This is a genomic window from Arthrobacter glacialis (assembly GCF_002909445.1).
Classification (GTDB): Bacteria; Actinomycetota; Actinomycetes; order Actinomycetales; family Micrococcaceae; genus Specibacter; species Specibacter glacialis.
In genome coordinates this window covers 32,226-51,273 of record NZ_PPXC01000003.1, presented here as the reverse complement: position 1 = coordinate 51,273, position 19,048 = coordinate 32,226, and the positions used below count along the sequence as shown (strand labels likewise).

The 19,048-nt window shown below is 63.1% G+C and carries 18 protein-coding genes; 13 read left to right on the top strand and 5 right to left on the bottom strand.

The features are described 5' to 3' along the window. Both CVS27_RS04105 and CVS27_RS04100 read right to left on the bottom strand, forming a co-directional pair. Positions 1 to 1,122 (bottom strand): winged helix DNA-binding domain-containing protein, encoded by a 1,122-nt coding sequence (locus CVS27_RS04105; protein WP_103464476.1) that lies wholly within the window; start codon positions 1,120 to 1,122, stop codon positions 1 to 3. 58 nt (positions 1,123 to 1,180) lie between these two features. After that, on the bottom strand, positions 1,181 to 1,873 hold the full coding sequence (locus CVS27_RS04100) for a FadR/GntR family transcriptional regulator (RefSeq protein WP_103464475.1): 693 nt from the start codon (positions 1,871 to 1,873) through the stop codon (positions 1,181 to 1,183). Between the two features lie 237 nt (positions 1,874 to 2,110). On the opposite strand from CVS27_RS04100, the gene CVS27_RS04095 reads away from it, so the two are divergent. Genes CVS27_RS04095 through CVS27_RS04080 form a run of 4 tightly spaced genes read left to right on the top strand, consistent with a single transcriptional unit; the run spans position 2,111 to position 6,484 of the window. Then, entirely contained in the window at positions 2,111 to 3,325 is a 1,215-nt protein-coding gene (locus CVS27_RS04095) for an aminotransferase class V-fold PLP-dependent enzyme (protein ID WP_243400051.1), read from the top strand. Between the two features lie 46 nt (positions 3,326 to 3,371). After that, entirely contained in the window at positions 3,372 to 4,673 is a 1,302-nt protein-coding gene (locus CVS27_RS04090) for an ABC transporter substrate-binding protein (RefSeq protein WP_103464474.1), read from the top strand. Between the two features lie 6 nt (positions 4,674 to 4,679). Beyond that, positions 4,680 to 5,651, top strand: coding sequence for a carbohydrate ABC transporter permease (locus CVS27_RS04085; RefSeq protein ID WP_243400050.1), 972 nt, complete (start codon positions 4,680 to 4,682; stop codon positions 5,649 to 5,651). Then, on the top strand, positions 5,648 to 6,484 hold the full coding sequence (locus tag CVS27_RS04080; protein WP_103464473.1) for a carbohydrate ABC transporter permease: 837 nt from the start codon (positions 5,648 to 5,650) through the stop codon (positions 6,482 to 6,484). Before CVS27_RS04085 ends, CVS27_RS04080 begins: the two co-directional genes overlap by 4 nt. A gap of 200 nt (positions 6,485 to 6,684) precedes the next feature. Here CVS27_RS04080 and CVS27_RS04075 read toward each other — a convergent pair whose 3' ends face one another. The 3 genes from CVS27_RS04075 to CVS27_RS04065 all read right to left on the bottom strand — a co-directional run bounded on the left by CVS27_RS04075 (position 6,685) and on the right by CVS27_RS04065 (position 10,221). Next, a complete protein-coding gene (locus CVS27_RS04075; protein WP_103464472.1) occupies positions 6,685 to 7,389 on the bottom strand; it encodes a response regulator in 705 nt (234 codons plus the stop codon). 1 nt (position 7,390) lies between these two features. Next, on the bottom strand, positions 7,391 to 8,644 hold the full coding sequence (locus tag CVS27_RS04070) for a sensor histidine kinase (RefSeq protein WP_103464734.1): 1,254 nt from the start codon (positions 8,642 to 8,644) through the stop codon (positions 7,391 to 7,393). A 92-nt stretch (positions 8,645 to 8,736) separates the two neighbouring features. Continuing rightward, complete coding sequence (locus CVS27_RS04065; RefSeq protein WP_103464471.1) at positions 8,737 to 10,221, bottom strand: SDR family oxidoreductase; 1,485 nt, start codon at positions 10,219 to 10,221, stop codon at positions 8,737 to 8,739. Between the two features lie 96 nt (positions 10,222 to 10,317). Here CVS27_RS04065 and CVS27_RS04060 point away from each other — a divergent pair, with 96 nt between their 5' ends. Genes CVS27_RS04060 through CVS27_RS04020 form a run of 9 tightly spaced genes read left to right on the top strand, consistent with a single transcriptional unit; the run spans position 10,318 to position 18,860 of the window. Continuing rightward, complete coding sequence (locus tag CVS27_RS04060; RefSeq protein ID WP_103464470.1) at positions 10,318 to 10,836, top strand: MarR family winged helix-turn-helix transcriptional regulator; 519 nt, start codon at positions 10,318 to 10,320, stop codon at positions 10,834 to 10,836. A 5-nt stretch (positions 10,837 to 10,841) separates the two neighbouring features. Next, positions 10,842 to 12,002 carry a polyprenyl synthetase family protein gene (locus CVS27_RS04055; protein ID WP_103464469.1) on the top strand — a complete coding sequence of 387 codons (1,161 nt, stop codon included), beginning with the start codon at positions 10,842 to 10,844 and terminating at the stop codon, positions 12,000 to 12,002. 2 nt (positions 12,003 to 12,004) lie between these two features. After that, positions 12,005 to 13,018, top strand: coding sequence for a phytoene/squalene synthase family protein (locus CVS27_RS04050; RefSeq protein ID WP_103464468.1), 1,014 nt, complete (start codon positions 12,005 to 12,007; stop codon positions 13,016 to 13,018). Continuing rightward, entirely contained in the window at positions 13,015 to 14,832 is a 1,818-nt protein-coding gene (crtI, locus tag CVS27_RS04045) for a phytoene desaturase family protein (RefSeq protein WP_243400049.1), read from the top strand. Before CVS27_RS04050 ends, crtI begins: the two co-directional genes overlap by 4 nt. Beyond that, positions 14,829 to 15,167: a lycopene cyclase domain-containing protein gene (locus CVS27_RS04040; protein ID WP_103464467.1), complete on the top strand. Its 339-nt coding sequence runs from the start codon at positions 14,829 to 14,831 to the stop codon at positions 15,165 to 15,167. The genes crtI and CVS27_RS04040 overlap by 4 nt, the downstream gene beginning before the upstream one ends. Then, positions 15,164 to 15,481, top strand: coding sequence for a lycopene cyclase domain-containing protein (locus tag CVS27_RS04035; protein ID WP_103464466.1), 318 nt, complete (start codon positions 15,164 to 15,166; stop codon positions 15,479 to 15,481). Before CVS27_RS04040 ends, CVS27_RS04035 begins: the two co-directional genes overlap by 4 nt. 11 nt (positions 15,482 to 15,492) lie before the next feature. Then, complete coding sequence (locus CVS27_RS04030) at positions 15,493 to 16,326, top strand: prenyltransferase (protein ID WP_103464732.1); 834 nt, start codon at positions 15,493 to 15,495, stop codon at positions 16,324 to 16,326. Positions 16,327 to 16,348: 22 nt separating this feature from the next. Further along, complete coding sequence (locus CVS27_RS04025) at positions 16,349 to 17,749, top strand: cryptochrome/photolyase family protein (protein WP_103464465.1); 1,401 nt, start codon at positions 16,349 to 16,351, stop codon at positions 17,747 to 17,749. Positions 17,750 to 17,807: 58 nt separating this feature from the next. Further along, complete coding sequence (locus CVS27_RS04020; RefSeq protein WP_103464464.1) at positions 17,808 to 18,860, top strand: 3-isopropylmalate dehydrogenase; 1,053 nt, start codon at positions 17,808 to 17,810, stop codon at positions 18,858 to 18,860. Positions 18,861 to 19,048 lie beyond the last annotated feature (188 nt).

Below are 19,048 nucleotides of genomic sequence, written 5' to 3'. Positions count from 1 at the left end.
CTAGGGCAGCAGCCATTGTGTGGAAGTGGGCAGTCCCAGAAAGCAGCCGTAGGCCGCAACGGAGTCTTCCACGGCGGCCACCTCGGCGGCGCTTAAGGATCGCAGCGGGGCCAGCTGGATGACCGCTGCCGCAGCCGTGAGCACATGCTTCCACGTTGCAGCCATGAGGCCGTCGATGAGAACCGGGTGGTACATCATGGCCGCCGGCTCAAGGCGCTGCCCGGCCGGGGTGAACAGGAAGTGCTTGGATTCAAAGTACGACATCACGTACTCGTCATAGCACTGGGCCAGATCCACCCGTGGCGGGGCAGGGGCAGGCGGCACGGTGCTGCGCGGCTCCCACCAGAGGGTCACGCCGTCGAGCATAAACTGTTCAAACCGCCCCGGGGAGTCCTCCGCAGCGGCGGCCACACCAGCCCGCGCGTCGGGCATGCGCAAGCCGCTCCACACGGCAAAATCCTTGACGCTGGCCGGCCCGCGAGTGCTAAGGTACCGTTCGGCCAACAGCTTCAAGGCAGCGGCCCTGTCCAGGGGAGCGCTGGCCGGAACCCGTTCGTCGAAGAGGGCGTAGCTGCGCTGTTTACCCACGGAAGCGCCACTGATGATGACTTGCTCCAGTTCTGCGTGCATCATGGCATACGTCAGCCGCAGCCCGGATGACTCCACACCGGAGTCCGCCAAAGCAGCCTGCAACTGCGTCCGGGTCCTGTGCCGGCCACCAGCCAGCTCGACCGCAAGCACCTCGTGAACCTGATTGAGGGTGGCGGCATCCAAGCTGGATTTCCGGTAATACGAGTCATTGATCCGGTGAATGGTGGGGGCGCTCAGGGCCAACAACCACCGGGCATCCGACGGCGCCACAAAGTGCCAGGTGGGGCGCAGCACGTGGGTGCGCAGGATCTCGCCACGGTCGACGGCGGCGGCCAGGTCGGCGGCCGTGTTGCCATCGGTCCCGGGTGCCCGGCGCTGCGCCGTGGCCCACAACGCATACGCGTACTCCTGCGCCTGCATGGCCACGTACTGGTGCACCACTGCGCCGGCGCTCGCAGCCAGCGGCGACCACAAACTGTGTCGGTGCATGCGCACAGTCACCGCGTCGCGAATACTCAAAGCGCTGGCCATAAATTCACCCTATCCGCAGCGTGGAGCGGGCAACAGCGACTGTTCCGGCGCGACGGCGCTAGCTGTCCAGCTGCGGTGCCGGCCGGAACTTCTTGAGCCAAAATTCCGACTGGGCAATGTGCCCCGCGGTGGCGGTGGCTGCCGAAGCGGGGTCCCTGTTGCGGATGGCCTCGAGAATGTCGCGGTGGCCCTTGTTGCTGACCTCGCGCACAGTTGCCCCTTCGGCGCTGTCAAAGATGTTGAAGTGCCGCCCGCGGGATCGGAACAGGCCCATGAGTCCGGTCAGGGTGGAATTGCCGCCGGCTTCGCAAATGGCCTCATGGAAGCGGGCATCCAGTGCGGAGATGTCGGCAGAGTTGTCGGTAGCCTCCATCTGCGCCACCAGGCCGTCCAACTCGGCCATGAGTTCCGGCGTTGACCGCGCGGCAGCCCCGGCCGCGGCGTGGGATTCCAGAGCCCGCCGGATTTCAAAGAGTTCCAGGACGCTGTCAAACGGGAAAAGGTCCACCAGAAGGGCAAAGCCCTTGAGGATCTCCGCCGGCTCGAGGGACGAGACATAGGTCCCTGAACCGTGCCGGGCCTCCATGACCCCCAGGGCGGACATGGCCCTGATGGCCTCACGCAAGGAACTTCTTGACACGCCCAGCTGGGCTGCGAGTTCACCTTCCGGGGGGCATTTCTGGCCGGGGGCGAGTTCGCCGGAGGCAATCTTCGCCCGCAGGCCGTGCATGGCGGTTTCCACTGCGCTCATTGGCACTCCTCGATCACTGTTGTCACTTTAGTCGCACACAGGCCTCACTGTACAGATTCATCATATGATTTCCCAAAGTCCTCAGATCTCTTAGTGTAATTATCTAGAAACAACGCAGAAACATCCATCAGATTGACTAAGTCATCAGATGAATTTTTTGACTCATCTCTTGTCTTGGCCTCAAATGTGAGATAGCTTACTGAACACCAACCACCTGCCGCCAACAGAAAGTACTCCGTGGCTTCTTCTCTCCTCACCGCCCCCGCTGCCTTGCTGACCCCCGAGGGGAAGCCGGCAATCTCAGATTGGAGCCTTGGCGCGGACAAAGTTCATCTCAACCACGGTTCCTACGGCGCCGTGCCCCGCGCGGCCCAGGACAAGGCGCAGCAGTTGCGGGCCCGCATGGATGAGAACCCCTGCACCTGGTTCATGGGCCAGGCCGCGGCACTGGCCGCCACCCGCCCCGACATTGCGAATTTTCTGCAGGTTCCCGCGGATGACCTGGCGCTGGTGGTCAACGCCAGTGCAGGTGTTACGGCCGTGTATAACTCACTGCCGTTCACCGACGGCGCGGAAATCGTCACCACGGACCACACCTACGGGGCTGTTCTTGAGGGTGCCCAGCGCATTGCCCGCAAGCACAACGGCCGCGTGGCCGTCGCGGAAGTTCCCCTGGACGCGGACGCGAACCTCGTCGTTGAACTTGTCATGGCCCAGGTCACCGGGCGCACTGCACTCATTGTCATTGACCAGATCACCTCGGCCACGGCACGGAGCTTCCCGGTGGTCGAAATCGCCAAGGCCGCCAAGGCTTTGGGTATTCCCCTGATGGTCGACGGCGCCCACGCACCCGGCGCTTTGGCGCAACCGGTTCCCGACTTTGAAGGTTTCTGGGTGGGCAATCTGCACAAGTTTGCCTGTGCCCCGCGCGGCACCGCGGCAGTGGTGGCGCGCGGGCCCTTGCGCAAACACCTGCACCCGTTGATCGACTCCTGGGGCTTCCCTCACCAGTTCCCCGAAAGCTTTGACCATGTGGGCACCCAGGACATCACCTCATGGATGGCCGCAAGCACATCATTTGAGACCATCGAGACCCGCTACGGCTGGGATGCGTGCCGCAACTACGCAACCGCGCTGGCCGACTATGGTCAGGGAGTTGTGGGGGAGGCCCTTACCGCCGGGACGGGCGCCGATGCGTCGGTCGACGTCGGCATGCCGGTGGGGCACTTGCGGCTGGTCCGCCTGCCCCAGGGCCTAGCCACCACGCACGAGGATTCCCACGCCGTGCGGGGCTGGATTTCAGCGAACCTTCATTTTGAAACCGCCATCACCACCTTCGGCGGAGCCGGCTACCTCAGGCTGTCCTCGCACCTGTACAACACCCCGGCCGACTACGACGGCTTTGTCGAACGGGCCGTCCCCGAACTGCTCCGGCTGGCAAAGCTCCGCTAACAGCCAGTAACTTTCTTCCCCGACTCACTGCTTTGAAAGGTCACCAATGAAATCCAAAATCACAACCATAGCCGCACTGGGTGTCGCTGCCGTCCTGGCCCTTTCGGGTTGTGGAGGAGGCGGGAATAGCAATTCTGCCGATGGCAAGGTCACCCTCAAGATGGTGGAGAGCCTGACCAACCCCACACGCACCGAAACCCTCAAGACCCTGTTGACGGGATTTGAAAAGGCCAATCCCGACATCAAGGTTGACTTGATTTCACCGCCAACGGACTCCGCCGATCAGAAGATCCAGCAGATGCTCCAGTCCGGCAAGGGCGTTGACGTGGTTGAGGCACGAGATATCACCGTGGGCTCCTTTGGTGCCAACAAGTGGCTGTACGACATGAGTGCCGATCTGAAGGGCTGGGAGGGCTGGGAAAACCTGACCGACAACGCCGTCAACTATTCCAAGCAGGACGGCAAGACCTACTACATCCCCTACGGCTTCTACGGCCTGTCCCTGTTCTACCGCACCGATTTGGTCAAGGAAGCCGGTTTCTCCGGACCTCCCGCCAGCTGGTCGGACCTGCTCAAGCAGTCGGAAAAGCTCAACCAGCCGGACGCCAACAAGTTCGGTTACGCCTTCCGTGGCGGAACTAACGCCAACTCCAACGCCGTCGCCGTGATCGAGGCCTACACGGCTGATCAGATCGACAAGGAGAATGCGTTCAAGCTGAGCAACGGGAAAACCATCTTCTCCGCCCCCGAGGCGCAGCAGGCCATGGACGACTACTTGGAGATCTTCAAGAAGGGGTCCCCGCCGTCGTCAGTTGCCTGGGGCTACCCGGAAATGGTCCAGGGTTTCAGCAACGGTTCCACAGCATTCCTGCTGCAGGATCCTGAGGTGATTGCCACCATCAAGGAATCCAAGTCCATCAAGGCCGATCAGTGGAGTGTTGCGCCGCTGCTGACAGGACCCACCGGCAAGGCCATCCAGCCGGTCGCCACGGCAGGCTGGGGCATCGCCGAGGCCAGCACTGCCAAGCCCGAGGCTATTAAGCTCATCAAGTACCTGTCCCAGGGCGAGCCCGCAACCCAGTTCAGCAAGGACAACTCCCTGGTGCCCATCCTCAAGGCCGCAGCCAAGGACCCGTTCTACAGCGAAGGCCCCTGGGCTGCCTACGTCACCATGACGGAGAACCCGGACACCTACATCTCAGCCGTCCAGCCCCGCGGCGTTGCTTGGTGGACCGAATGGATCAAGAAGTCCGACGGCGAACTGCAGCGGGTGCTGACCGGCAAGATGACCACCCAGGAGCTGCTGACCAGCTGGGACAGCTACTGGACCGAAAAGATGGCGGGCTAGTCACTCGTGGCACTCAAAACAAGGCAGGAGGTGGTGCGCGGGTCAAAACCGGCCGGCGCACCACCGGCACCGCACACGAACTATCACCGGAAGAAGCGCTTCAACGCCAGAACCGCCTTGACGTTGCTGGCGTTCATGGCACCGGCAGCCATTTTTGTAGGAATCTTCACCTACTATCCGATGATCTCCGGCAGCCAGATGGCGTTCCGCAACTGGAACCTCAACGACTTATCGGACACCTCCTGGGTGGGCTGGGGCAACTTCATTGCCCTGTTTGAAAACCCGGAGTTTGGCACCATTGTCCGCAACACTGTGGTCTGGGTGGTTGGGTCGTTGGTGCCGCAGGTGGTTATCGGCTTCGCCCTGGCACTGTTCCTCAAACGCAAGTTCAAGTTCCGTGGCGCCTACCAGGCGTTCATCTTCTTCCCGTGGGCCGTGTCAGGGTTCCTGATTGGCATGTTGTTCCGCTGGATGTTCAATGCCGAATTTGGTGTGGTCAACGACCTGCTGATGAAGGTGGGCATCATTGACACACCCATCCCGTGGCTGGCCGAACCCGGCTTTGCCATGACGGCCATCATTGTGGCCAACATTTGGTACGGCGTCACCTTCTTCGCCATCATGATCCTGGCCGCCCTGCAGTCAGTCTCGGATGAAATGTATGAGGCGGCAGCCATTGACGGCGCCGGCAAGATCCGCACGTTCTTCAGCATCACCTTGCCAGCCATCTCCGTGACACTGGGGCTGACCATCCTGCTGCGCATCATCTGGATCTTCAATTTCCCGGACATCATCTGGGCCATGACCGGCGGCGGACCTGCTGATCAGACCCACATCATCACCACTTACATGATCAAAATTACGCAGGAAGGCGATTACGGCCAGGCCTCGGCACTGGGCTTGATAGTGGTCTTCACCTTGATGCTGTTTGCCGCGTTCTACCTGATGGCCGTGCGTCCCCGAAAGGCAAACCGATGATCAACAAAGAAACGGCCCTGGCCCGCACCAGCAAGATCATCTTCTTAGGGCTCTGCCTGATTGTGACGATTTTCCCGCTGTACTGGATTGTTGTCACGTCCCTGAAAGCGCCCGGCACCATCTATTCGCTGCCCCTGGACTACTGGCCCAAGGAACTGTCCTTTGAGAACTACATTGGCCTGTTCACGAAGTCCGATTTTGGCGTGTACATGCTTAACAGCCTGCTGGTGGCAACCGTGGCAGCCACCGTGGCGACGCTCATCTCCCTGCTCTCTGCGTACGTGTTGGCGCGGTTCCAGTTTTCCGGCCGCGGCTGGGTTCTGGCGGCGTTTCTGCTGACCCAGATGATCCCGGGCTTCATCGCCCTGGGACCGCTGTACATGATGATGACCAACTTCAACCTGGTCGATTCAAAGACCGGTTTGATTCTGGTGTACATCGCCATCTGCATCCCGTTCTGCACCATCATGCTGCGCGGCTTCTTTGAAAACGTCCCCGACGCCCTTGAAGAGGCGGCCATGATCGATGGTTGCTCCCGGCTCAGCGCCCTCTTTAGGGTGCTGGTTCCGGTCATGATGCCCGGCATCGCGGCAAGTTTCATCTTCAACTTCGTCAACTGCTGGAACGAGTTGTTCCTGTCGGTGACGCTGATGAACAGTGACGAGAACAAGACCATCCCCACGGCGTTGGCAGGTTTCATCTCCAGCTTCAACATTGACTGGGGTTCCATGTCCGCCGCGGCCGTGCTGACGGTGGTGCCCACACTGGTGATCTTTGCCTTCGCCAGCAAGTTCATCGTCCAAGGCCTGACCGCAGGGGCCGTGAAAGGCTAGCACTTTTCTGGCACGACGGCGTTTCGCGCCTTCCTCGTCCACCTCACGCACGTGGACATGGCCGTCCGGTCATGTGCCGACGGCGTGCCAAACCGGTGGGGACATATGAAATTTCATGGGCCCTCACTCGTTAGGCACGCCCTCGGCGTGAAGTCGGCCAGTTTGGCACGCCGGCGAGGGCGTGCGCCCGCTGTGAAGTGCTAGCGCGGGGTGACGATGCCCGTCTCGTAGGCAATCACCACCACCTGGACCCGGTCGCGAGCGCTGAGTTTGGCCAGAATGTGGCCCACATGGGTCTTGACAGTCGCCTCGGACACAAAGAGCTCGATGGCGATTTCCGGGTTCGACAGGCCATTGGCAATGAGCACAAACACCTCATGCTCGCGGCCTGTCAGGCTGGCAACGGCCGCCGAATGGGCGTCATTGGCCGGGCTCGGCGCCGACAGCATGGGGGCCACATGGTCCAGCAGGCGGCGCGTGGTGGAGGGGGCAATCACGGCATCCCCGGCAAATACCGTACGAATCGCACCCAGGAGTTCCTCCGGCGGGGCATCCTTAAGCAGGAAACCGCTGGCACCCGCCTGAATGGCTGCCAGCGCGTACTCATCCAGGTCGAAGGTAGTGAGCACCACAATCTTCAGCTCGGCCAGCCACGAACCGGCCGGTGCGGCCTTGATGCGCTCCATGAGCCGGCGGGTGGTCTCAATCCCATCCATCCCCGGCATGCGGACATCCATGAGCACCACGTCGGCTGCTGTGGCGGAGAGGGCGCTCAAGGCCTGGATCCCGTTCCCGGCTTGGAGGACCACGTTCAGGTCAGCCTGGGAATTGATGAGCATGCCAAGGCCGGAACGGACCAGTTGCTGGTCATCGACCAGGGCGACGCGGATGGGGTTGGAAGTCATGTTAGGTCTCCGTGTAGGGGATAAAGGCTGTGATGGCGAAGCCGCCGCCGGCAACAGGCCCGGCGGTGAGGGTTCCATCGTAGAGTTTCACGCGCTCGGCCATGCCGCGCAGGCCGTTCCCGCCGCAGTCGCGAGGGTCCGCAACGGCGGAGGGCCCGCCGTCGTACACGGGGATGGGGCCGGTGTCAGCGAACGACGCCGATGCACCCCTGCCGTCGTCTGTCACCGACACGTCCAGGCCGCGGGCGCTCCACACCAGTGTCACGGTGGCCATCACCTTGGGCCCGGCATGTTTCATGACATTGGTGAGCCCCTCCTGGACCATGCGGTACGCGGTCAGCTCGGCGCCCGCCGGCAGCGGTCGCCGCGATTCGCCCTTGACCTCATAGGCCACCGGGAGGCCGGCGGCGCGGATGCCCAGCAGCAGCTCATCCAGGTCAGCCAGGCCGGGCAGGGGGCGCATGGAGGCTGCGGCATCGCCACGCAAAACGCCCAGCAGGCGGCGCATCTCCTGCAGCGAGGACCTGCCGGTCTCGGCAATCGTGGCCAGGGTGGCCGGGGCAATGTCCGGGTTGGCCACGGCAGCGTACCGGGCGCCGTCGGCCTGGGTGATGATGACGGAGAGGGAATGGGCCACAATGTCATGCATTTCGCGGGCAATGTGGGCGCGTTCATCACTGGCGGCCAGCTCGCGCTCATGCTGGGCCTCAATCTCCAGGCGGTGGGCGCGGTCCTCGAGGGCTTGTTCGCGCAGGCGCTTGGTGCGTGTCAGATCCCCGGCTGTCCAGCTGAACAGCACCAGGACCCAGACCACCAGAATGAGCACGGCCCCGTACGGCAGGTCGGCCAGGGAGGTGGAGGTGAGGTTGTAAAAGTAGCGGGTGACCAGCATGACGGCACCCACCATGGCCAGTCCGAGCCCACCCAAACTGGCCCAGCGCGGGCCAAAGGCTGCCAGGGCATAGACAATCAGCGGCACCGCAATGTCTGCTGGCATGGGCTGGACATGCAGTGCCCACTGGGTAATGGCCACCACGGCGACGATGATGCCGGCCATGACCGTGCGGGTCCGGCGCCAGGCAAGTGGCACTATGAGGGCCGTGGCGAAGATCCCGGCTACCACTACATCGCTCGTGGAGTTTGAGTATCCGCCGTCCATCACGCTGAGGGGCATCGCCACCAGCCAGAGCACTGCCATGAGGACAAAGTCCACGGCAAAGCGGTGCCGCCGGAACCAGTCGTAGATGGAATGCATAATCACTCACACCACTTTAGGCGGCTCCCGGGCCCGCGGCATCCTGCCCAGGGTGGAGACTGGCTGGGAACTCGCCGGGGACCGGCCGTCCCTCAGGGTTGTTGGCTCGCGGCGGCGGTGATCCTGTTGGCCATGTTCTTGAAGATGATGCCATGGAAGGGGAGTACCGCCAGCCAGTACAGGCGTCCGGACAGGCCGCGCGGGAAGAAGATGGCCCGCTGGCGGAACACGCTGCCCTCCTCCGTCCCGTCGGCAAACAGTGGCGTGACCTCAAATTCGAGCCAGGCTCGGCCCGGGACGATCATTTCGGCCCGCAAGCGCAGCAGCTTCCCACGTTCCAAGGTTTCCACCCGCCACCAATCCACGGCGTCGTTGAGCTGGAGACTGTTATTGCTGCGCCGCCCCCGGCTCAGACCGACGCCGCCGGCCAGCTTGTCCATCCAGCCGCGCACCGTCCAGGCGAATGGCAACGAGTAGTAGCCGTTCGCCCCGCCTATCCCTTCCATGACCTTCCAGACGGCACTGGCGGGAGCCGCAGTGGTTTTGCTGCGTTCATCGGTGAACACCGTCTGCCCCGCCCATTCGGGATCGCTGGGCAGCGGTTCTGCTGGAGCGCTCACGGCGTGGGCTGTGGCCCACGTGGTTTCCACCGTGTCCGTCTCGATCTTGTTCAGCGCCAGTTGCACGGCGCGCATATAGGGGGTCAGGCCGCCGTCGGGCTCGGGGATGTAGGTGGCAATGTCATTCTCGGTCGCCACGCAGTCATGCTGCAGGGACTCCACCAAGGGGATGGCCAGGCTGCGCGGGACAGGGGTGACAAGGTTGACCCACTGGGCGGCAAGCCACGGTGTCAGGACGGGAAGGGGGAGGACCACTGGCTGGCGAAAATCAGCCGCGACGGCGTACGTGCGCATCATCTGCGCGTACGTGAGAACCTCCGGTCCGCCAATGTCGAAGGTCCTGTTGACTTCTGCCGGTAGTTGGCTGGCGCCCATCAGATAGTGCAGCGCGTCCCTGACGGCAATGGGTTGGATCTTGTTCAGTACCCATTGGGGGGCGGGCATGACCGGCAGGACATCTGTCAGGTGCCTCACCATCTCGAAACTGGCCGAGCCGGAGCCAATGACCAACCCCGCCTGCAGAACAGCGGTGGGCGTTCCCGAGGACAAAAGAATCTCGCCCACCTCCGTGCGGGAGGCCAAGTGGCGGCTTAGCTGTCCCTGCGGGTGCAGGCCCGAGAGATAAATGAGCCGGTGGATTCCTGCATCCCGGGCAGCCTGGCTGAGATTGCGTGCACACAGCCTTTCCACGCGCTCAAAGTTGGCGGCCGCGTGCCTGTCGCCGGACATGGAGTGCACTAGGTAGTACACAATGTCTGCTCCGTCGCACAGATTTCGAGCAATGACCGGATCCTCCATGGAGCCCACTGTGACCTCCACCTGTCCTCGCCACGGCACATCTCGGAGCTTTTCCTGATCACGGGTCAAAACCCGCACCTGGTGGCCGGCCTCCAAGAGCAAGGGAACAAGCCTCCCGCCAATGTATCCGGTGGCTCCGGCAACGGCTATCACGCTCATGTTGCAAACTCCTTGCTGGACTGGTGCTGTACAAAACCTCTTCCTTCCACCATTATGTAATTAGATTTTCTGATTATCAAGAGATGGAGGTGTTTCATGCAGAACTCTCACGGCGGCCGCCCCCCAATGCAGATGCATCCGGCCTCGGTGCTGGTTCGGCAAATTCTTGTCCTGAATGAGGTCATGGAATTCATCATGCGCCGGGAAATGGACCTGAATGAAACAGATTTCCAGGCCATGCAACACCTCATGAAGCAGCGGTCCATGTCCCCAGGTGAACTGGCCAAGGTGCTGCACCTGACGGCGGCGGCCACCACCACTGTCATCGATCGGTTGGCGCGGAAGGGTCACATCACCAGGACCCCCCACCCCACTGACAGGCGTCGCTGGCTCATCAGCCCCAGCGAACAATCCGTACGCGCAGCCATGGAAAATCTCATGCCGATGATCCTAGATGTGGACAACAAGGTACGCAGCTACAACGACCGCGACCAGGCTGTCATCGTCGATTTCTTGAACAGTGTGGTGGCCTCCATGGGCAGCCGAGTCGCCGCGTTGGAAAATGGCCCAGCACCGATTCCCCCAACCGTTCACACTGATAGCCGAAAGGTGTAAAGATCATGCCAGCGAAGAAAGAAAGCCAGCTCGCCCAGCCCAGGGCCAGGGAGTCCGGGCCGCAAGGTGAAACGCTTCTGGCGTACAGGGGTCACTTCTCCGAGGTGGCCACTGCCTCGGAGCCCTTGGACTGGGAGGCATTCCAAGGAAGCGTCAAGGATGTACTGGACCAATACTTTGACTCTCAGCGTCTGCGTGCCGGTGGCTACTCGCCAGCATTTGGCGAGTTATGGGACCGCATGGCAGCCACAACCACCGGCGGCAAGTGGATGCGCCCCAAACTGGTCTACCTGACGTATGAGGCCTTCGGTGGGAAGGGCTGGCGGGCGTGCAGCGAACTGGCCGCCGCCTTTGAAATGCTCCATGCCGCGCTGCTGGTGCACGACGACGTCATCGACAGGGACTTTGTCCGCCGCGGGGTGCAAACCCTCGGCGCCAGCTACCGGGACCTGGCACTACGTGGCGGCCACAGCAGCGCCGACGCCGACCACGCAGGGTTCTCCGCGGCCATCATAGCAGGGGACCTGCTCCTGACCGGATCCCTGCGGCTGGCAACCTCTGCAGCAACAGGGCACGGCCAAAGCGCCGCAATTCTTTCAACCATCCACGAGGCCATCTTTGCCGCCGCTGCCGGCGAGCTGGATGATTTGCTGTTCTCGCTGGGGCGCAGCGATCCCGGTCTGCTCGATGTGCTGAACATGGAACGGCTAAAAACTGCCGTGTACTCCTTTGAAATGCCCCTTCGTGCCGGCGCTCTGCTGGCGGGTGAATCTTCAGCCACGGCCGATGCGCTCGCAGCCGTGGGGCGTGACATTGGCGTTGCCTACCAAGTGGTGGATGACGTCTTGGGCACCTTTGGCCAACAGTCCGTCACCGGCAAGTCAGTCGACTCGGACCTGCGTGAAGGCAAGCGCACCATTCTGACGTCCTTTGCCGAGGGCTCGGAGGAATTTGTGTCCGCAGCGGCCGCCTTCCGCGCAGGGGACGGCGACGCCGAGGTTGTCCGCACCGTGTTGCGCCAACTGGGTGCGCAGGAGCAGGCCTTGGCATTAGCCAAGAACCTGGTGGCGGATGCCATGGGCAAGGCCGCTGAGCTGGCCTTGCCGGAGTCCCTGTTTCTGGAACTGACGCAAATCTGCGACTACGTGCTGAGCCGGAGGAGCTAGCCATGGGAATCGATCCTTTGAGCCACTATTCCGAGACAGCCGCGCGAAGTGCCGCGGTGGTGATCAAAAGCTATTCGACGTCGTTCGGCATGGCCTGCTGGCTCCTGGGGGCCAAGACGCGCCGGGACATTGGGAACATCTATGCACTGGTGCGGGTGGCCGATGAGGTGGTGGACGGCGCGGCAGCGGCCGCCGGCCTGGACACGGTGGCGGTGTGCGCCCAGCTTGACGCCTTGGAGCGGGAAACCGAGCAAGCCCTGAGCAGTGGCTACAGCACCAACATGGTGGTTCATGCCTTTGCCGGCACCGCCCGGCGTGCAGGCATTGACGCCGCGTTGACCAAGCCGTTTTTCGCCTCGATGCGCACGGACGTTTCGCGCAGCACCCATTCGCCGAGCACCTTGGCGGAGTACATCTACGGATCCGCCGAAGTGGTGGGCCTGATGTGCCTGAAAGTTTTCCGGGCCATGGAAGGCGCGCCGGCCGGACACGAGCAGCAGTTGCTGGATTCGGCCCGCAGCTTGGGCGCCGCCTTCCAAAAAGTAAACTTCTTGCGCGATCTGGGGGCCGACAGTGCTGAGTTGGGGCGCCTGTACTTCCCGGGATTGGACCCGGCGGCTTTCAACGACCGGCACAAGGATGCGCTCCTTGCCGAGATTCGCCACGACCTGGCAGTTGCCCGGACCGGTATGCCCTTCCTTGCCCCGCCGGCCCGTCGGGCCGTGCATTTGGCGCACGATCTCTTTGCCGCCCTGGTCACAAAGCTGGCACGCATCCCCGCAGCCCGGCTCACCCAGCAAAGGGTTCGGGTGCCAGGCTGGCACAAGGCGTTCATCGCCGTGAGGGTGTGCCTGCGCGGACACCGAGTCCTCAGCAGGGAGAGTTCCCCGGTGCAGCCGAGTCCGCAGGTTCCGGCATGGACGCCTTCGGGCTCAACAAACCCCGAAACAACCGTGTCCGAGCTGAAAGTGCCCGAAACAAGCGTGCCCGAAACAAGCATGGAGGTGTCCTCATGAATGGCATGCGACGGCCGGCCATGCACCTGGCAGGGCTCATTTCCGCCCTTACCGGAAAAGCGGGCTCCAAACATGCCGGCACCAAACATGCCGGCACCGCACCCAGGCAGTGCGTGGTCATTGGGGGAGGCATCTCCGGCCTGGCCACTGCGGGCCTGTTGGCCAAAGATGGTCACAGCGTGACGGTGCTGGAAAAGCAGGAGCAACTCGGCGGCCGTGCAGGTCGCTGGGAACGCGATGGCTTCACGTTTGACACCGGCCCCAGCTGGTACCTCATGCCCGAGGTCATTGACCATTGGTTCAAGATGATGGGCACCAGCGCCGCCGCCGAGCTGACACTGACCCGCCTGGACCCTGCCTACAAGCTGTGGACGTCCCGCGGAACGGAGCCTGCGAGCGCCGCGGACACGCAGCCGGGGGCTGAGTCCACGGTGGTCCGCACGGGCCGTGCCGAAGCCGTAGACTTGTTCGAATCCCAGCAACCGGGCTCCGGCGCCCAACTGGCCAGGTACCTGGATTCCGCCGAGCTGGCCTACACCCTGGCCAAGCGGCATTTCCTCTACGACCCCTTCGGCTCGCTGCGGGGATTGGCCACGCCGGCTGTGCTGCGCCATGCCCCGAGGCTGGCCCAACTCCTGACCCTGTCCCTGCACCGTTTTGTGTCGGGGAGGTTTACACATCCGCTGCAACAAAAGATCCTGGGCTATCCCGCAGTATTTTTGGGCACCAGCCCCTACAAGGCGCCCTCGATCTATCACCTCATGAGCCATCTGGACCTCCAAGACGGCGTGCTGTACCCGCAGGGCGGCTTTGCCGCGGTGGTCGACGCCATGGAACGGGTCATCCGCAGGGCGGGTGTCCACATCGTCACCGGGGCCACAGCAACCCAAATTGTCACGGGCCCGGCGGATGGCGGAACCCGGTGCGAGGCCGTCGCCTGGCGTGACCGCGACGGCGTCGATCATCGCAGCGGCGCCAAACTAGTGGTGGGCGCCGCGGATCTGCACCACATTGAAACGGCGCTGCTGCCGGAGCAGCTCCGCACGCGGTCTGTGAAAAAGTGGGCCAAGACTGATCCCGGCATCAGTGCAGTGCTGGTGTGCCTGGGCATCAGGGGCGAAGTGCCGGACCTGGCCCATCACAACCTCCTGTTCACCGACGACTGGCAGGACAACTTCGCCCGGATCGTTGAGGGAAAGGCGCTCGCGGACACCACCTCCATCTACGTTTGCCGCCCCACCGCCACCGACTCCGCCGTGGCCCCGGCCGGAGCTGAGAACTTGTTCCTGCTCATCCCCGCTCCCGCCCTGCCCCAGTGGGGCAAAGGAGGGTTCGACGGCGGCGGCTCGCCCCAGGTGGAACAGGTTGCCGACGCCGCGATCGCCCAGCTGGCGCTGTGGAGCAACACGCCGGATCTTACCGAGCGCATCATGGTGCGGCGCAGCTATGGCCCCGCGGACTTTGCTGACAATGTCAATGCCTGGCAGGGAAGCGCCTTGGGTCTGGCGCACACCCTGGAACAAAGCGCCTTTCTCCGCCCGTCAAACACCAACAGTAAAGTGGCTGGCCTGTTCTACGCCGGAAGCTCGGTGCGCCCCGGCATTGGGGTGCCGCTGTGCATGATCAGTGCCGAGATTGTGCTCAAGTCTGTGCGCGGAGACAAGACCGGGGGCCCGCTGGCCGAGCCCGCCCCGGATGAGCGAGCATCGGGTGAGGGTCACGTAGCCGACGGCGCTTCAGTTGACCCCGCTTCAGTTGACGCTGGCTTGGGTGCAACCGAGCCGGATCATGCTGTGACGGTGGTTGCCCCTTGATCTACCTCATCATCTTGCTGCTCCTGCTGGGCTGCATGGCCCTGTTGGATGCGCGCTGGAAACTGTTCCTCTTTGCCCATCCGTGGGCGGCGGCCTCCGTGCTGGCGATCGGCACAGCCTACTTCTTGGTGTGGGACGTGGCGGCGATTGCCGCTGGCATCTTCTTGCACCGAGACTCCCACCTCATGACAGGCATCATGATTGGCCCGCAGCTTCCCCTGGAAGAAGCGTTCTTCCTCTTGTTCCTGTGCTACCAAACCATGATCTTGTTCACCGGAGCGCTGCACATCTGGCACCGCCGGGGGCGCCTGCGCCGGGCAGGGGAACAATCATGACCTTTTCCCAGCTCAATGCGATCTTTGTGGCTGTAGCCGTGCTGGTCATGGTGGTGGCACTGGCCCGGCAGCCAGGGGCGGCTGCCAAGCGCACCTTGATGGCCGCCGTCGTCGCAAGCATTGCCGTACTAGTGGTTCTGACGGCCATTTTTGACAACGTCATGATTGCCTCCGGCCTGTTCGACTACGCCGGGCACACCCTCAACGGCCTCCGGGTTGGCTTGGCGCCCATCGAAGATTTTGCCTACCCCATTGCGGCTGGATTGCTGCTGCCGGGATTGTGGCTGCTGTTCACGAGGGGACGGCGCCCGTGAAGAACTTGTTCATGACGTCCAGGCCGGTGTCGTGGGTCAACACGGCCTACCCCTTTGCTGCCGCCTACTTCCTGGCAACAGGGCGCCTCGATTGGGTCTTCGTGCTGGGGACCTTATTCTTCCTGATTCCCTACAACCTGTTGATGTACGGCATCAACGATGTCTTCGACTACGAATCGGACCTGCTCAATGCGCGCAAGGGGGGCGTGGAGGGCGCGGTACTGGACCGCAGGCACCACCGCTTCATACTGTGGGCGGCCATCGTGTCAACCGTGCCCTTTCTGGTGGTGCTTGCCTTGGTGGGGGACACCGTGGCGAACATCGTCCTGGCCGTGTCCATCTTTGCCGTGGTGGCCTACAGTGCGCCCGGGCTGCGCTTCAAGGAGCGCCCATTTCTGGACTCCATCACCTCCAGCACGCACTTTGTCTCACCGGCGGTCTATGGCCTGGCACTGGCCCAGGCGCCCTTCACCGGCGGCATCGCGGCGTTCCTGGCAGCCTTCTTCCTGTGGGGTGTGGCAAGCCATGCCTTTGGGGCAGTGCAGGACATCGTCCCGGACCGTGAGGGGTCAATAGCCTCCATTGGCACCGTGCTGGGGGCGAGGTTCACCGTCCGGTTTGCCTTTGCCGCCTATGCCGGTGCCGGTGTGCTGATGCTGTGGACGGCTGTGCCGTTTGCTGCGCTGCTCGTGGTGCCCTACCTGCTCAACGTGGCACCCTACCTGCGGGTCACCGACGCCACCTCGGCAACCGCGAATGCCGCCTGGAAGCGCTTTTTGTGGCTGAACTACCTCACCGGATTCCTGGTGACCCTGACATTGATCTGGCTGATCCTGAACCGCTAATGCGGAACGAAAGGTGCATGAGATGAACGTATCCCTAGTCTGGTTCCGGGATGATCTGCGCGTGGCAGACAACCCCGCCTTGCTGGCGGCCGCCGCCGATGGCGACGTTGCGGCACTCTACGTCCTGGATGAGGAATCGGCTGGCATCCGGCCCCTGGGCGGTGCCGCAAAATGGTGGCTGCACCATGCACTTTCGGATCTAAAGCTCGAACTGGCGCAGCTGGGCATTCCCCTGCTCCTGCGCAGGGGTGCCGGGGCTGACATTGTCGCGGATGTTGCTACGGAGCTGGGCGCCGGATCGTTGTCTTGGAACCGCCGCTACGGGGGTCCGGAACGGGACGTGGATACCGCCGTCAAGGAATGGGCGGGCGAGCACGAAGTTCGCGCCGAAAGCTTCCATGCCTCGCTCCTGCACGAACCGTGGACTGTGCGCACGGGGGCCGGGAACCCCTACCAGGTGTTCACCCCCTTCTGGCGGTCCCTGTCGGAACAAGACTTCCGGGCGCCCCTGGGCCTGCCCAGCGCCGACCACGGATTCCGCGGGTCCCTGCCGGAGAGCGAATCGCTGGACGCGTGGGCCTTGCTGCCCACCAAACCCGACTGGGCCGGGGGTCTGCGCGAGACGTGGACTGCCACCGCTGCAGCGGGCGCTGAAGCTTTGGCGGAATTCCTTGAGCAACGAGTCGGTGACTACACCGAAGCCCGCGACCGCCCGGACCAGCCGGGCACCAGTCGCCTGTCTCCCTACCTGCGGTGGGGCCAGCTCAGCCCCTTCCAAGTCTGGGCCGCGCTCGCCGAGCGTCGCCGCGACGGCGCCGCGGGCTCTGCGGGTCCAGCCGTGTTTGCCTCGGAACTTGGCTGGCGCGAGTTTTGCTGGCACCAGCTCTACCACCACCCGGATCTGGCCACGGTAAACCTGCGCCGGCAGTTTGATGACTTTCCGTGGCGAAATCCGGAGCTGGCACAAACCCCGGCAGGAGCGCCCGGCGAGGACTCCGGCGTCGAACATCTGCGCGCCTGGCAACAAGGGCGAACGGGCATCCCCCTGGTGGATGCGGGGCAGCGGGAGCTGTGGCACACTGGCTTCATGCACAACCGGGTCCGCATGGTTGCGGCCAGTTTCCTGATCAAGAACCTGGGGATTGACTGGCGGGTGGGGGAGCGGTGGTTTTGGGACACGCTGGTGGATGCCGACGCCGCCTCCAACCCGGCCAACTGGCAGTGGGTGGCCGGATCCGGGGCCGACGCCTCGCCGTTCTTTAGGATCTTCAATCCGTTGACGCAGGCCAAGAAGTTTGATCCGGCGGGCAAGTACGTGGGCCGCTGGGTGCCGGAACTTCTGACCCCGGACTATCTTGAGCCCGTGGTGGATCTGGCGAAATCTCGCCTGGACGCGTTGGAGGGTTACGCCTCCATCAAATGATGTCTCATATTCTGAGATCGTTTGACCATCATGTGGATGGTTTCGCTAGGCTAAATTCATGAGCGCATCGATTGACATTGCAGTTATTGCCGGCGACGGCATCGGTCCCGAGGTCACAGCTGAGGCCGTCAAGGTCCTGAAGAAAGTTACGGCATCCGAGGGTGTCGAACTGACGCTGACGGACTACGCCCTGGGCGCAGAGCACTGGCTCGCCACGGGTGAGACGCTGCCCGAGGAAACCATCGAGGCCCTGCGCGGCCACGACGCCATCTTGTTCGGCGCTGTTGGTGCGGCCCCCGGCGACACCCGCATCCCCTCCGGCTTGATCGAGCGCGAGATGCTGCTCAAACTGCGATTCAGCCTTGACCACTATGTGAATCTGCGCCCCTCCTTCCTGTACGACGGCGTCGCCTCGCCTTTGGCGAACCCCGGCACCATTGATTTTGTTGTAGTTCGTGAAGGCACCGAAGGCCCGTATGTGGGCAACGGTGGCGTGCTGCGCAAGGGCACCCCGCATGAGGTAGCCACCGAGGTTTCCGTTAACACGGCCTTCGGCGTGGAGCGTCTGGTCCGTGATGGCTTCCGCCGCGCCAACGAACGCCCCCGCAAGAAGCTGACATATGTGCACAAGCACAACGTGCTGGTCTACGCCGGCCACCTGTGGAAGCGCACAGTTGAGGCAGTTGCCGTGGAATTCCCGGACGTCAGCGTGGACTACCTGCACGTGGATGCCGCCATGATTTTCCTGGTCACCGACCCTGCACGCTTTGATGTCATTGTGACCGACAACCTCTTCGGTGACATCGTCACCGACCTGGCCGCAGCCGTCACCGGCGGCATTGGCTTGGCCGCTTCCGGCAACATCAACATGGACAGGACAGCGCCGTCCATGTTTGAGCCGGTCCACGGCTCGGCCCCCGACATTGCCGGCCAGCAAAAAGCAGATCCCACGGCAGCGATCCTGTCCGCGGCACTGCTGCTGAACCATGTGGGCTACCCGGACGCGGCCGCCAAGGTGGAGGCCGCCGTGGCCGCCGACATCGCCGGCCGCAGCACACAAGCAGCCCGTTCCACGCAGGCCGTTGGCGACGCCATAACGGCAGCCCTTTAGGCGCTGCATGTCGGGCGCGGCTGACCGGCCGCGACGCACCGGCGGGCAGGAGTAGGCTTAACCCATTAGGTGAATGATCCGTAACTCAAATGTGCGGCGCACCACCACGAGAATCTTGATAAATTCCCGGCACCGAACTCCGCCCCAGGCTGGTCTCAGCACGGGGCGAACAACCCTGTGGAGGAAGC

Coding starts and splice junctions, on each gene's coding strand:
- CVS27_RS04050 (WP_103464468.1), top strand. CDS start 12,005: ATGGGAATCGATCCTTTGAGCCACTATTCCGAGACAGCCGCGCGAAGT.
- CVS27_RS04060 (WP_103464470.1), top strand. CDS start 10,318: ATGCAGAACTCTCACGGCGGCCGCCCCCCAATGCAGATGCATCCGGCC.
- CVS27_RS04030 (WP_103464732.1), top strand. CDS start 15,493: ATGACGTCCAGGCCGGTGTCGTGGGTCAACACGGCCTACCCCTTTGCT.
- CVS27_RS04105 (WP_103464476.1), bottom strand. CDS start 1,122: ATGGCCAGCGCTTTGAGTATTCGCGACGCGGTGACTGTGCGCATGCAC.
- crtI (WP_243400049.1), top strand. CDS start 13,015: ATGAATGGCATGCGACGGCCGGCCATGCACCTGGCAGGGCTCATTTCC.
- CVS27_RS04080 (WP_103464473.1), top strand. CDS start 5,648: ATGATCAACAAAGAAACGGCCCTGGCCCGCACCAGCAAGATCATCTTC.
- CVS27_RS04065 (WP_103464471.1), bottom strand. CDS start 10,221: ATGAGCGTGATAGCCGTTGCCGGAGCCACCGGATACATTGGCGGGAGG.
- CVS27_RS04055 (WP_103464469.1), top strand. CDS start 10,842: ATGCCAGCGAAGAAAGAAAGCCAGCTCGCCCAGCCCAGGGCCAGGGAG.
- CVS27_RS04020 (WP_103464464.1), top strand. CDS start 17,808: ATGAGCGCATCGATTGACATTGCAGTTATTGCCGGCGACGGCATCGGT.
- CVS27_RS04090 (WP_103464474.1), top strand. CDS start 3,372: ATGAAATCCAAAATCACAACCATAGCCGCACTGGGTGTCGCTGCCGTC.
- CVS27_RS04070 (WP_103464734.1), bottom strand. CDS start 8,644: ATGCATTCCATCTACGACTGGTTCCGGCGGCACCGCTTTGCCGTGGAC.
- CVS27_RS04025 (WP_103464465.1), top strand. CDS start 16,349: ATGAACGTATCCCTAGTCTGGTTCCGGGATGATCTGCGCGTGGCAGAC.
- CVS27_RS04035 (WP_103464466.1), top strand. CDS start 15,164: ATGACCTTTTCCCAGCTCAATGCGATCTTTGTGGCTGTAGCCGTGCTG.
- CVS27_RS04075 (WP_103464472.1), bottom strand. CDS start 7,389: ATGACTTCCAACCCCATCCGCGTCGCCCTGGTCGATGACCAGCAACTG.
- CVS27_RS04100 (WP_103464475.1), bottom strand. CDS start 1,873: ATGAGCGCAGTGGAAACCGCCATGCACGGCCTGCGGGCGAAGATTGCC.